General features: G+C 41.3%; 13 protein-coding genes. 8 read left to right on the top strand and 5 right to left on the bottom strand.

The genetic code is table 11. The features are described from left to right. Positions 1-21: 21 nt before the first annotated feature. The 5 genes from J699_RS17735 to dnaX all read right to left on the bottom strand — a co-directional run bounded on the left by J699_RS17735 (position 22) and on the right by dnaX (position 5,204). Entirely contained in the window at positions 22-1,080 is a 1,059-nt protein-coding gene (locus tag J699_RS17735; RefSeq protein WP_032868982.1) for a TerY-C metal binding domain-containing protein, read from the bottom strand. Positions 1,081-1,114: 34 nt separating this feature from the next. Then, positions 1,115-1,750 carry a vWA domain-containing protein gene (locus J699_RS17740; RefSeq protein ID WP_032868981.1) on the bottom strand — a complete coding sequence of 212 codons (636 nt, stop codon included), beginning with the start codon at positions 1,748-1,750 and terminating at the stop codon, positions 1,115-1,117. A 37-nt stretch (positions 1,751-1,787) separates the two neighbouring features. Beyond that, complete coding sequence (locus J699_RS17745; protein ID WP_032868980.1) at positions 1,788-2,429, bottom strand: TerD family protein; 642 nt, start codon at positions 2,427-2,429, stop codon at positions 1,788-1,790. Between the two features lie 28 nt (positions 2,430-2,457). Then, a complete protein-coding gene (locus J699_RS17750) occupies positions 2,458-3,096 on the bottom strand; it encodes a vWA domain-containing protein (protein ID WP_032882663.1) in 639 nt (212 codons plus the stop codon). A 110-nt stretch (positions 3,097-3,206) separates the two neighbouring features. Beyond that, positions 3,207-5,204, bottom strand: coding sequence for a DNA polymerase III subunit gamma/tau (gene dnaX, locus J699_RS17755; RefSeq protein ID WP_032882662.1), 1,998 nt, complete (start codon positions 5,202-5,204; stop codon positions 3,207-3,209). A 192-nt stretch (positions 5,205-5,396) separates the two neighbouring features. Here dnaX and J699_RS17760 point away from each other — a divergent pair, with 192 nt between their 5' ends. The 8 genes from J699_RS17760 to J699_RS17795 all read left to right on the top strand — a co-directional run bounded on the left by J699_RS17760 (position 5,397) and on the right by J699_RS17795 (position 14,154). After that, the gene (locus J699_RS17760; RefSeq protein WP_032868974.1) at positions 5,397-6,557 is read left to right on the top strand and encodes a cupin domain-containing protein; all 1,161 of its coding nucleotides are present in this window, start codon (positions 5,397-5,399) and stop codon (positions 6,555-6,557) included. 211 nt (positions 6,558-6,768) lie between these two features. After that, on the top strand, positions 6,769-7,824 hold the full coding sequence (locus J699_RS17765) for a linear amide C-N hydrolase (protein WP_032882661.1): 1,056 nt from the start codon (positions 6,769-6,771) through the stop codon (positions 7,822-7,824). 25 nt (positions 7,825-7,849) lie between these two features. Next, on the top strand, positions 7,850-8,362 hold the full coding sequence (locus J699_RS17770) for a hypothetical protein (RefSeq protein WP_032868972.1): 513 nt from the start codon (positions 7,850-7,852) through the stop codon (positions 8,360-8,362). 478 nt (positions 8,363-8,840) lie between these two features. After that, complete coding sequence (locus tag J699_RS17775) at positions 8,841-9,407, top strand: TetR/AcrR family transcriptional regulator (RefSeq protein ID WP_005230011.1); 567 nt, start codon at positions 8,841-8,843, stop codon at positions 9,405-9,407. Positions 9,408-9,969: 562 nt separating this feature from the next. After that, positions 9,970-10,281 (top strand): ArsR/SmtB family transcription factor, encoded by a 312-nt coding sequence (locus J699_RS17780; protein WP_005285354.1) that lies wholly within the window; start codon positions 9,970-9,972, stop codon positions 10,279-10,281. 85 nt (positions 10,282-10,366) lie between these two features. Beyond that, positions 10,367-12,067 (top strand): SulP family inorganic anion transporter, encoded by a 1,701-nt coding sequence (locus J699_RS17785; protein ID WP_032882660.1) that lies wholly within the window; start codon positions 10,367-10,369, stop codon positions 12,065-12,067. 197 nt (positions 12,068-12,264) lie between these two features. Continuing rightward, positions 12,265-13,467 (top strand): serine/threonine transporter SstT, encoded by a 1,203-nt coding sequence (gene sstT / locus J699_RS17790; RefSeq protein WP_032868968.1) that lies wholly within the window; start codon positions 12,265-12,267, stop codon positions 13,465-13,467. A 6-nt stretch (positions 13,468-13,473) separates the two neighbouring features. Continuing rightward, positions 13,474-14,154: a YoaK family protein gene (locus J699_RS17795; RefSeq protein WP_005230002.1), complete on the top strand. Its 681-nt coding sequence runs from the start codon at positions 13,474-13,476 to the stop codon at positions 14,152-14,154. Position 14,155 lies beyond the last annotated feature (1 nt).

Here is a 14,155-nt window from a genome sequence, read left to right as displayed (position 1 = left end):
GGCCCTTCCTAAATCTAATGATTAACCACGTCCTCGTTGCACATCGAAGCCATCCATACCACCATAACCAAAACTGACTTGGCGACGGCACCATGGACAGGTCACGTCCTCGCTAAAACCGTCATAACACATCAATTGGCCACAACCACACATGGCAAAAGCCGTTTCAGCCAAACAATGCGGACATTCTGGAGTGCCTTGTAATAACGTGGTATTGATCTGCTGCTGATGTTGGGTTTGATCAGACCAGGTAAAATAATCCTCATCAATTTTGCAGCATTCGGTCAATTGAAAATGATATAAATTCAGGTTGATATTTAAATCTTGAGGCGCTTGATACTGAATTTCACGTTCAAATTTCATTAAATAGGGTCGATTCAGCTTGCCACAGCGTCCCACAAAAGTGACACAGTTTTCATCCACCAAGGTTTTCTTGGCAGGCAGATCTTTGACCAGACGCATATAACGCTCATCAATTGGCGGTAAATGATCTTGCTGCTGTCCATCCCCAATACTTTTGCTTTGTGCAACCACAGAAGCACTAATCCATTGGAAAAACTTTTTAAAGTCTTGTTCATTCAACTCATCAAAAGCAATACAGTGCTCTGTTAGTTGCTTGAGCGTTGCATAATCAACATTTTTTCCCATCCCTAAGGCAATCAGCGTACAGCGTCGTGCATATTTCTTTTGCCAGCGGTATATCGCATCTTTACATTCATCGGTCGGACGACCATCTGTAAACAAATAGACGATTGGCTTCCAATCCCCTTTGGTTTCTTCCGTTGTTTTAATCAAATGACGATCAAATTCATTCATCAAATGTTCTAAGGCTTTGCCTAAATGTGTTCCGCCACCCAAAGGTAATTTCACAGGATAGTAGGCAAACACCTCAACCAAAGGAACCAAGGTTCGAACAATCCCTGCAAAGGCAATAACAGAGATATAGACGGTTTCCAAGGCATATGGATCTTGACGTAATTGCTGCATAATCGACTGGATGCCTTGTTGCATCTGTTGAATATTCCCCCCCGCCATCGACTCAGAACAATCCAATACGAAAAAAACAGGTAAACGGCGCATCTTCTGATTATCCTTAATATATTCTTTATTTTATTTACAACACCAATTGAACTTCGGGCGGCGGTGGCGGCAATGAAACAGAGCCTGAAATCCCTGCACTACTGCTTCCCACCACGACACTGGCAGACACCCACTTAAAGAACCCTGCAAAAGAGGCCGCGTCCATAGTATCCAAGACCACAACTTTATCGGTCAGTTGTAGGAGATATTCCTGCTTGGCTTTTGGCCCAGCGGCACAGGCAACGATACTGGCAAAGTTTAACTGTTGTATGACAGGAATCGCTTGTTGGTAAGCATAGACATCAGACGGTGAGCCATCAGTCATCACAAACAATAGTGGCCGCCAATCTCCTTTGACCTCATCGGTACTTTTCTGTAATTGCTGATTAACTTGCTCAGCAAGCAACTCAAGTGCAGCACCCATAAAAGTTGCGCCTGCACTCGGAACATCAATATCGGCAAGCTGTACTTGATCCAAAGGCGTTAAAGGTAAATAAACCTTCGCCTCCAGATCAAAGGTAATAATACTTAAATGTACGCTCTCCAATGCATACGGGTCTTGGCGCAATGCACTCAACATGGACTGCAAGCCGACGTTCACCGAATGAATTGGCTCACCTCGCATCGATCCTGAGGTATCTAATAAAATATAAACGGGTAAACGGCGCATGTTGTTCTAAACCTTTCTTTAGCCGAAAATCAAATTTTTAAGCGTATTGTTTTAACCATTCCACAAATGAATCAGATTGGGATGCCTGCCCTACGGCATTAAATTTCCATCCTGCCGATTCACGGACAAGTTCAGCAAACAGTAATGAACGCTGTTGATCATATTGTCCCGTGCCCGACAAATCGAAACGAACCATTTCCCTGCCCGTGGTATCTACTGCACGGATGAATGCATTTTTGACTTGCCCAAAATGTTGATTATTTTCAGCAGCTTTATAGATTTGCACCACAAAAACGACTTTTTGGTATTGTTGACCCAAATCATTGAGCTTCACGATAATTTGTTCATCATCACCATCACCCGCACCTGTACGGTTATCACCAGTTAACCAGATATGTCCAGAAGAATGCTTTTGATTATTAAAAAAGATAACATCACTATTTTCTAAGGTGACATTTCCCTGTGCGTCTCGTCCCAGATTGTTGACTTTGCCATTATTCCCTACAAGGAAGGCGATCACATCCAGATCATATTCAGCGCTCTTACCCCCAAACAATCCACCCAAAAAGCCTTTTTTCTGTTCCTGAAAATCCCAACCTAAACCAATCGTTACTTGAGATAAATTATTTTCAGTTTTACTTAAACTTATGCCTTGACCTTTATTTAAACTCACAGCCATGGTTTTACCCTCTTCTTTAATCTTTGTTTTATAGTACGATGTTGACTTCAGGCGGTGGAGGTGGCAAATCACCCAAACCAGTGACTTCTTTTTGTCCGGCATCCACTTTCTGACTACCTGTTGAAATACTGGCAGAAACCCATTTAAAGAATGCTTTAATCGTATTTGAATCTGCAGTTGCCAATTCCACAACAACTTCAGTGATTTGTTTTAAAATTGAAGTATCGGCACCATGTCCCGCTGCGCAGGCCACGATCACTCCTGTTTTAACCTGTTGTAAACGTTGCAGTCCCTTTCGCCAATCATCTGTTGGCACACCATCAGTCATAATGAAAATCAAAGGTTTCCAGTCACCTTTGACTTCTACTGTAGTTTTAGCTACTTCTTGTTCAATTTTATCGGCTAACAGCGCTAAAGCATCGCCCAAGGCGGTGGTGCCTGTGACCTGTAAATCAGGTGTTTGAAAGACAGCCAATTCAGTTAAAGGGACTAACTGTTTAGCTTGACTATCAAAACTAATTAAAGATAAATAGGCCGTTTCTAGCGCATAAGGATCCTGACGTAAAGTCGAAAGTAAAATTTGCACCCCATTTTTTACGGCTTCTATAGGTTCACCATGCATAGAGCCTGAGGGATCAAGTAATAAATAAACGGGTAAACGACGCATTATTTTTTACCTTTATTTCGTTATGATTTAAGTTTTAAGCATAGATTACACTTTTAACTTCTCTAAATCATTACAAAGTAAAAAAATAAATACTATTCTGTCTATTTTACTTAAAGCTTCAATTGAATATTGTGCAATTCCGCATCAAAAGTGTCTACCAGACTTTTAATCGTAGGTTCTTGATGTAACAACTCGACAGCACGATTAAAGGCTTTTTGCTTACGTTGATTCTGCATCAACAACGGCGTATTTGAGTCCACTGCACCGTATTGCACATTAAAATGGGTTTGAGGCCATTGCGCTTTTAAGGCATCTTCCAGACCATGCTGTAACTGTGACAGCATGCCTTCATACTCCTGAGGAATCACCAGAACACAGGTGCCGTTAATTTGCCCTTGCATCACACCATGCTGTGCCAACTCCTGTACGGCAGGTGAAAGCTGGCTGGTTCTAAACCAGTATTCCCATTTTTCCAGATTCCACTCGCCCTCCAAAGTCTGCTCACGCAGCTTGAGAATGTCTTGTGGCATTAAATCGTCTGATATTGCTGGAGCAGCAGTCACTACGCTTGTGGTTGTTGCAACCACAGTGTCTACAACCTGTTGCTTGATAACAGCAACTGAAGACTCTGCTTCCACTACAGGTTGCGGTTCAAGCTGCAGCTCATCTACGGGAGCAGAAGTTTCAACATTTTCTTCAACCGGGAAAATCAGAACTTCTTCCGAATCGGTAATACTCGATTGAACGACTTCTGTCTGTACTGAAGTTTCCAGACCGATTAATTGTCCCGCTTCTGCATCAAATACCATCAAATTACGATCTGGATTTTGCGCAACAGGTTCAGGTTCAGGTTCAGGTTCAGGTTCAGGTTCAGGTTCAGGTTCAGGTTCAGGTTCAGGTTCAACATTAACCGCTTCTTGCTGAACCGCAAGTTGATTTTCTGTATTTACATGTTGTACTGGTTGCTGAACTTCTGCTGCAACCTGGATAACAGGCGTTGCACTTACAGTGACTTCATTTAAGCTCATCGGTCTAAACGCCAGTAAGCGTAACACCGTCATTTCAAAGCCTTGCTCTTGCGTCACTGCCAGTTGTAACTCTGCCCGCCCTTTGCATGCAATCTGATAATAAAGCTGTAAGTCTTGGGCAGAAACTGTCTTAGAAAGCTGTAAAATTTTCTGATTGATTTCTTCACTGTACTTCAGCGCAAGATCTGGCAAGTATTGCAACAATGCCAGTTCATGTAAGGTTGAAACCAGTTGATCCAGTACCAGAGACACATCGAGGGCTTGCTGTCTAAATTGTAGAAGTAGCTGACTCACACGCGCTTGCTGATTTTGATGAATCGCCAGAATCAGGTCGTAAATAATGGTTCGGTCAATCAGGCCCAACATGTCTTTGACATCTTGGTGATGTACGGCACCTTGACCATAGGCAATTGCCTGATCTGTTAATGACAAGGCATCACGTAAGGAGCCTTGTGCAGACTCGGCAATTTGCCAAATCGCATCCTGATCCGCGTCTATCTGTTCTTTATTCAGAATTGCAGTTAAATGTTCAGTAATTTCATCGACAGCTAACGGGCGCAGAGTAAATTGCAGACAACGCGAAATCACGGTAATCGGTAATTTTTGTGGATCTGTGGTCGCGAACAGGAATTTGACATGCTCAGGCGGTTCTTCCAAGGTCTTTAACAAGGCATTAAACGAATGCGTTGAAAGCATGTGCACTTCATCGATCAGGTAGACCTTGAAACGACCTTGCGTTGGCGCATAAGGAACATTGTCGAGTAACTCTCGGGTATCTTCCACTTTGGTCCGTGACGCCGCATCAATTTCAATCAAGTCGATAAAGCGGCCTTCATTCACCGCCTTACATGTGGTGCATACTTCACACGGCGTTGAGGTGACACCGGTTTCACAGTTTAAGCATTTGGCTAAAATACGGGCAATCGTGGTTTTCCCCACGCCACGCGTTCCTGTAAACAAGTAAGCATGATGCAAACGACCGCGTTCCAATGCGCTGGTTAACGCACGAGAAACATGGTTTTGCCCCACTAACTCATTGAAATTACGTGGACGGTATTTTCTTGCCAGTACTTGATACATGTATGCTCCTTTTCGCCTGTTAAGCATACTGTTTTTTTGAAAGACTGTGAACGAATACGCGTTCAATTGATCAAGATTAAGTACTTTACCTGATTTTTTCTGTGGTTTTCATCACTTTCATACAAGACTTGCACCAACATTCAACTCAAGGGACAATACACACCAATTTAAATGTTGTTGGTTTCATTTCCCATGTCTCAATCTTTAGCGGTACTCGGCGGCATTACCGCAGAACAGTTTCTTAATGAATATTGGCAAAAAAAACCTTTGCTGGTTCGTAATGCCATGCCTGAAATTATTGGCCTATTAGAACCAGCGGACGTACAAGAGCTAGCGCTGGAAGAACATGTTACTGCCCGTCTGATTCGTCAAAAAAACAAGAATCCAAATGAATGGCATGTGAAGTCTTCACCACTCACCAAAGGCGACTTCCAGAAATTGCCTAATCTATGGACACTACTGGTTCAAGCCGTTGACCATTACTCCTTCGATATTGCTGAGTTATGGAAAAAATTTCCGTTTATCCCGCAATGGCGTCGTGATGACATCATGGTTTCTTATGCGCCCAAAGGCGGTTCTGTTGGAAAACACTTCGATTTTTATGATGTGTTCCTGATCCAGGGTCACGGTCACCGTCGCTGGCAACTTGGACAAATGTGTGACGAATCAACCCAGTTCATTGCTGACCAGCCATTAAAGCTTTTGGCTGACATGGATGTGCATTTTGATGAGGTACTCGCACCGGGCGACTTACTTTATGTCCCACCCGGTCTATCACATTACGGCGTTGCTGAAGATGATTGCTTGACCTTTTCCTTTGGTTTCCGTATGCCAAATCTTTCTGAAATGATTGATCAGGTCAGCGATAAATTTGCAGAAAACACCCTGCTCAAGAATCCATTGGCAGATATCTCACGTCAACAGACAGCACATCTAGGTGAAATTAATAGCACTGAGTTTGCTTATTTAAAAACCCAACTCCTAGACTACCTCACTCAAGCACCTGAGTTTGATGCCGCCATCATGGCCTACATGAGTGAAGCAAGCTATCCAAACAATATTCCGGAACCTGAAGAAGTAGATGCGAATGATGTAGCTGAAGTGATTGGTGCAGATTACCAGATCATTTTGGAACCTGCTTCAAGATTGCTTTACCGGAAACAGGACGATTCTTTCGAGTTTTGGGCCAATGGTGATACGGTTTGTATCTCGGCAGCGTTCATGCCTTATTTAAAACAAATTGCAGATGGTGAAAGCCTATTACTGGATGAACGTTTTAATGAAGCGGATATTCTGGAAGACATCGCATTGTTACTCAACAATGCCATTGTAATGTTATTACCGCCAAATTAATCCATATCCCCTTAAACATTCTGGCCCGATAGAGAAGCCTTTTCTCTTTTGGGCTACGCCAATAAAAATCCACAAAAATAAATCCCTACTTTTTATATTGATTACATTTTACTGCTTGAATAAAGTCGTTTTTTAAATAGACTCAAATTAATTCATTACAAAAAAATATTGAATAGAAATCATGCTTATATAACTGCAAGGAGTATCACTTGTGTTTAAAAAAATATTAGGTTTTTCTTTTCTCGCCACTGCATTGATCTTGCAAACTAGCCATGCCTGTACCCGTGCGGTTTATCTCGGAAATAATGATCATATTATTACTGCCCGATCGATGGACTGGAAAGTGGATGTCGGTACCAACCTGTGGATTTTACCCAGTGGCGTAGTTCGAGACAGCAATGCCGGCCCTAAATCGCTGAAATGGAAAGCCAAGTATGGCAGTGTGATTGCCACAGGCTATGATATTTCCACTACAGACGGCATGAATGAAGCCGGATTGGTCGCTAATGTTTTATGGCTGGGTGAATCTCAATATCCCGATACCAAACACTCGAATAAACCGCAGCTGAGCATTTCGGCCTGGGCGCAATATGTACTGGATAATTATGCGACTGTCGCCGAGGCTGTCAGCGCATTAGAAAAACAACCTTTTGACCTGATTACCGACAGTGTGCCAGGTGAACAGCGTCTTGCCACCTTGCATTTATCCATTTCAGACAAGACCGGAGACAGTGCAATCATTGAGTACATTGGCGGCAAACAAGTGATTCATCATAATAAAAAATATCAGGTCATGACCAATTCACCCACCTTTGATCAGCAACTTGCATTAAACAGCTACTGGCAGCAAATTGGTGGAACGGTGATGCTACCTGGTACTAACCGCGCAGCTGACCGTTTTGCCCGTGCCTCTTTTTATATCAATGCCATTCCCAAAAATGACAATCCTAAAGATGCCATTGCCTCGGTGTTTAGTGTCATTCGTAATGCCTCCGTACCTTATGGATTAAATACTGCAGAAGAACCGAATATTTCTTCTACCCGCTGGAGAACGGTTGCGGATCATAAACAGCAACTTTACTTCTTTGAATCGGCCGTTTCACCCAATGTATTCTGGGTAGATTTAAAGAAAATCAACTTTAAAGATGGTTTAACGCGTAAACTTGATCTTGGAAAAGATCAACAAAATACCTTTGCTGGTGATGCCACCAATCAATTTAAAATATCAAAACCATTTGAGTTTCTTGGTCCACAACTACACCATTAACACTGAACCCTAGAGAGTTGAAAACATGAAAAAAACCTTAAGTTTAATGAGCCTTTGTCTTGTGATGAGCGGATGCTCGACCTTGCCCGACTCTGCGACACAATCAGCAGGTAATTTGGCGACAGCAGGCTCTTTAAACTGTAAAGCAAACGAACTTTGCCCCAATGTCTTTGTGGAATGGGATCAGCAACAGAAACAGCAATTAAGAGTTGAGACGGTGCTCAACAGCAGCTATGACTACTATGATATTAAAGCGATTACCTTCCTGCTTGATGGCAAAGCATTTTCATATCCGGCGACTGGCCCAACCCAGCAGAAAAATATTAATCGCCTGATTCCAAGACGCTCTTCAAATAGTTTTATTGTTCCGAGCTCGTTTCTATATGAACTCAGCAAAGCTCAACAGGTCGAGCTTTCAATCGAAACCGACAAAGGGAATATTCAGCGTTCAGTTTATGCGCCAAACCAGCCATCAATGCTCTATCAAAATTTTGTCAAGTTGATCGCTGGTCTACCAGCGCCTGCCAACAAATCGTAAAAAAGAAAATTATACGATTAAAGTCAGTTATTTATTTTAACTAAAATAACTGACTTTTAAATATTACAGTTTTATTAAAAATCCGGATTCAGAATCAATTTTCAAAAAGATCTCTGTAAAAATTAAATAAGCCATAGCAAACAACAATTAAACTCTTCTCATTATTTTCCAAACGATAAAGATTATTTGCATCACAGCACATATCTTGTAAAAACAATTAGATGAATTATCATCCATTCATTACCTTCTCTGATTTTATTTAAAACTTCGTCTAAATAAACTAATTCCAGATTATTTCTTAAATATTCATATCTTTAATTTTTATACTGCCCTTGAAAAGAAAGCCTGAAGGATCAATTAAATAAATATTATTATTTTTCCCTATGATATTTTTTAAATACCATGTAGAATCCCAGCGAAAATTGCATGATGAAATGCAACTTGGTGCTCTTGGTGATGGGCTAACTTGAGGCGTTATATGTCAAAAAAAGAAGATATTATTAACACTGCATTAAGACTTTTTAATTCGCACAGTTACAACTCGATTGGCGTCGATCGTATTATCAGTGAATCTGGCGTTGCAAAGATGACTTTTTATAAATACTTTCCATCAAAGGAAAAGCTGATTGAAGAGTGTCTGATACAACGTAATATCAACCTTCAGGCCTCTTTGAATGCAACTTTGGCGGAGTGTGACCAGTCAGATCACCTAAGCCAGCTTAAGGCGATTTTTCAATGGTATGCTGCATGGTTTAATAGTGAAGACTTCAATGGATGCATGTTCCAGAAAGCTTTAGAAGAAGTCATCAAAATCTATCCATCGACCTTGCAACCTGCAACCCAATACAAGATCTGGTTAACTGCACTGGTGCAAAACTTGCTGACCAATCTTGAAATTCACAATCCGACCCATCTCGCCACGCTGATTGTCAGCATTCTGGATGGGATGACGATTCAAGCCCATGTCAACAGACATTCCGTTGAGATGAATGAATACTGGAAACGTGTTGAGCATCTGATCAATTTTGAAAAAGAATTTGCATAAGCCTGATTATCCCTTTATGAATAAGGGGATAATCATTCATTAAATTTAAGCAAGATCTGAATAAAAAATTGAAAAAAATAAAGCGTGATTTATAATTATTATTGTGGCTCACGCTTGCGTCTGAGTGTAAAAAGAATAATAAGTATTATTACCCTCTGGCGGTTGTACTTTCGCACTCCCAATCCTTCTTATGCAGACAGATCGTTCTGTCTTGTTTTCTATTATATATACTTTCTATTAAAGCACAATCTTTTTTTCAATATTTTTATATTTGTTAAATATATTAAGCACTTAATTTTATTTTACAGTTTAACTAAAGAATAGCTTGGCCTAAAAAACTGGTCTGATTCTCAAAATGCGACAAAAAACACATTTAATCACCATAAAAATAACTAAAGCACACTATCCACAAGAATCAAGAAAAACACCACATTTTGAATTGTTTTATCAATTTTACTTATATGTATTTTCATTAAAAACCATTGCAATTATGCAGTTTTACTACAATTTTCTCCTATGCTGACTTTATACTAGCCACGGCTGTAACGTAACGAGTGTAAGTATGCAAAAGGATTTTGAAATCGACGCAATGAGAGAATCAGCAGGTACAATCGTCAATGTACTTAAATCTCTCGCCAATACCGATCGGTTAATTATTTTGTGTCATTTAGCTAAACAAGAGCTGAATGTTTCACAGATTGAGGAGATTACGCAAATCTTCCAACCTACCCTGTCTCAACAGCTAATGATGCTACGGAAAAGCAATGCAGTGTCTACCCGCCGTGATGGTAAACAAATTTTTTACTCCATTCTCGATCCGAAATTAAAAGCAATTTTAAATACCTTGTATGAACATTATTGCCCTCAAGCATAATTTTTGAGGAAATTACAATCAGCATCACTTTCTTTAGCATTTTTTCTGCATAATATATATGAATTTATGATTTAGACTATGATGCATGAAATTGTTCAACCAAAATGTTTCCAGACTTTTTCCTGCACGAAAATGGCTAAGTGAATATCAGTTTTCAAGCTTTAAGTCGGACTTAATTGCCGCGCTTATTGTGCTGGCAATGCTGGTACCCCAAGGTATGGCCTATGCCATGCTGGCTGGGTTACCACCAGTTATGGGAATATACGCCAGTATATTGCCCATGATTGTTTATGCCTTTACCGGAACCAGTACAACGCTGTCTATAGGCCCCGTTGCCATTATTTCAATGATGGTCTTTGCTGCATTAAATCCATTATTTCCCGTGGGCTCTACCGCTTATATAGAAGCTGCCTGCTTATTGGCGCTTTTGGTGGGCATCATTTCGATGATTCTGGGGCTATTACGTTTCGGATTCTTAATCCAGTTAATTAGTCATCCGGTGATTCAGAGTTTTATCATTGCATCGGCCCTGTTAATTGCCTTAGGACAGCTCAAGTTTCTGCTCGATATTCCGCTACAAGCCACAAATATTCCAAAATTTATCCTGAGCTTATCTCAAAATTTTCACCGGATCACAGTTTCAGGAATGAGCTTTGGCCTGCTCTCGGTATTGTTACTTTTTTTGCTTCCCAAATTTATCCGCTCGGAATTCCTCAACAAAGTCCTGCCTCTGCTTCTGGTCGTCTGCTCCATTGTCGTACTCAGCCTTTGGAGTGAAAATAATCTGGGCATTCAAACCGTAGGGATCATTCCGACAGGTTTACCCGGCTTACAGTTTCCAACATGGAACCTCAGTTTAGTCCAGCAACTGTTACCCAGCGCTTTTATGATTGCCATGATTAGTTTTGTTGAATCACTGGCCATAGCTCAGGCCACCGCTTTGCAAAAACGCGATGATTTAAATAGTAATCAGGAACTGATTGCTTTAGGTCTGGCAAATATTGTTGCTGGTGTAAATTCAGGTTTTGCGGTATCGGGCAGCTTATCCCGTACTGTGGTCAATGCCGATGCAGGTGCAAAGACCCCGATTGCGGGTGTACTTTCTTCATTGTTCATGATCGCTGTGAGCTTATATTTTACGGGGTTTTTCCAGAATTTACCTTTAGCTGTGCTGGCTGCAACCATTTTTGTTTCCATCTGGAAGCTGGTTCGCCTGAGCCCTTTTATTGAAACCTGGAAATATTCAAAAGCCGACGGCCTCGCCATGTGGGCAACATTTTTTGGCGTCACCTGTATTGATATCTCGACAGGATTGATTATTGGTATTATTTTAACCTTTGTTCTATTACTTTGGAAAATTAGCCGACCGCATATTGCAGTGATTGGTCTGATTGAAGGGACCCAGCATTTCAGAAATGTGTCACGCTATGATGTCATTACGACCCCAACCGTGGTGGCTTTTCGGGTAGATGAAAATCTGACTTTTTTAAACGCGCATGTGTTAAAAGGTCATGTGATTACAGAAGTCAGTCAAAATGCAGTTCTACAACATGTGGTGATCAATTGCTCAAGTATTAGCAATATTGACCTGAGTGCTTTAGAAATGCTGGAAGATCTTAACCGTGAATTGGCACAGTTAAATATTCAATTGCATTTGTCAGAAGTGAAAAGTTTTGTGATGGACCGGTTGGTTAAATCTGAACTGACCACGCAACTCACAGGCCAGATTTTTCTATCACATTATCAAGCAATACAAACACTTTCGCCTGATATGCTTGTAGAATAAACAATTTTACCGGATTATTTTTTATACAAAAGGATGTGTCATGTTTTCTTAATTTTTTTTTAAAAACATTGTCTTAATTTTTTCAATATTTTTAAAGTAATTGAATTGCAAAAAAAATTTTATTATTCACGGTTCTTAGGTATAGAATACCGCGCTTGTTTAACCTTAAACCGTGCATAGGTTTATAAGGCCTTTATATGTTTAATGTATTGTCTCGCTTGAGTTTAGTTAGCAAAATTATTATCGCTATTTTTCTAGGGATCGGAGTAGCTCTGCTCTTTCCTAACTTTACACCCTATTTAAGTTTATTGGGTGAATTATTCATTAAAGCATTAAAGTCTGTTGCACCGATTTTAGTTTTTGTTTTAGTCCTTTCTTCGATTGCAAATTTCCAGATTGGACAGCACTCTAATATCAGACCTGTTCTGGTGTTGTATCTGGTGGGAATGCTGTTGGCTGCGTTTAGTGCGGTAGCTGCAAGTATCATGTTCCCAAGCCAGCTGTTTTTACACTTACCTGCTGAAAGTGGACTTCAGGCGCCTGGTAGCCTGGCAGAAATTTTAAAGAATTTACTTTTAAGTTTTATTGCCAACCCTGTTCAAGCCATTGGTGAAGCCAACTTTATCGGTATTCTGGCATGGGCAATCGGCTTAGGCCTGGCTTTACGTCATAGTTCGGATGCCACCAAACAGGTATTGACTGATGTGGCCGATGCGGTGAATAAGATCATTCATACCGTGATTGGCTTTGCCCCAATCGGTATTTTTGGTCTGGTTGCGGTGACCTTTGCCGATGCAGGCTTGGCGACATTACAAAGCTATGCACATCTCCTGTTCGTGTTAATTGGGACCATGTTGTTTGTCGCGCTGGTGATCAACCCGATCCTGGTTGCGATTACCATGAAAGCCAATCCCTATCCGCTGGTATTTACCTGCCTCAAAGAAAGTGGCATCACCGCATTCTTTACCCGTAGCTCTGCAGCCAATATTCCGGTGAATCTGGATCTGGCTCACCGTTTGGGTGTACATGAAGCCACTGCAAGTGTGTCTATTCCACTCGGTGCGACCATTAACATGGCAGGTGCTGCCGTGACCATTACGGTACTTACCCTTGCGGCCGTGCATACTTTGGGTATTCCTGTTGACCTAAGCACCATGATTATTTTATCTGTGGTTGCTGCTATTTCTGCCTGTGGTGCCTCAGGCGTTGCGGGTGGCTCTTTGCTCCTGATCCCTGTTGCTTGTAGCCTGTTTGGTATATCATCTGAAATTGCAATGCAGATCGTTGCGATTGGTATGATTATCAGTGTATTGCAGGATTCAACAGAAACAGCGCTAAACTCATCAACCGATGTCCTCTTTACCGCTGCTGTAGATTTTAGAGACCGTCAAAACCCATAGGTATATATGCCACTTCAACGTTTACCCAACTGGATTCAACTTGGTGCTTTTTTTCTTGCACTGAATGCAGGAATGGTAAACGTTTTAGGCTTATTTACCGTGTTGCATCAATCTGTTTCACACATGACAGGCAATGTCAGCATTCTGGCCATGAGTTTGCTGGACTGGCAGCCTGAACATTTTATCTATCTCAGTCTGGTCATTCTCTGCTTTATCACAGGGTCATTCTATAGTGGCCTGATTCTGGGGAATGGCAATCTGGCCTTTGGTCGTCGTTACGGCCTTCCTCTGAGCCTGGTGGCTATCTTTCTGTTCCTGACCTGGTTATTGCTGCCTTACTTCCCCCGTTATGGCCTGCTCTGGGCGTGTGTAGCCATGGGCGTGCAGAATGCCATGGTCAGTCACTACAAAGGTGCGATTATCCGGACAACGCACCTTTCAGGCGTTCTCACCGATATAGGTCTGGCTTTAGGATATAAAGCCCGTGGCTTACATGTAGAAAAACGCCGGATTTTTCTACATCTGCTTATCTTTATCGGTTTTTTATTGGGTGGACTCATTGCGAGTGCACTTTATCCTTATTTAAAATTAAATAGTTTTCTCATCCCTGCCGGCTTAAGTCTGGGGATGAGTATGACATACTGGATTTTTTATTTTCGTTCTTCATCAAACTCACATCTGGATTGAA

Origin of the sequence: Acinetobacter sp. 1000160, assembly GCF_000588715.1 — a bacterium.
GTDB classification, from domain to species: Bacteria; Pseudomonadota; Gammaproteobacteria; order Pseudomonadales; family Moraxellaceae; genus Acinetobacter; species Acinetobacter courvalinii.
Note: the sequence above shows the minus strand (reverse complement) of the source record. Positions and strands in the feature narration are given on the sequence as shown.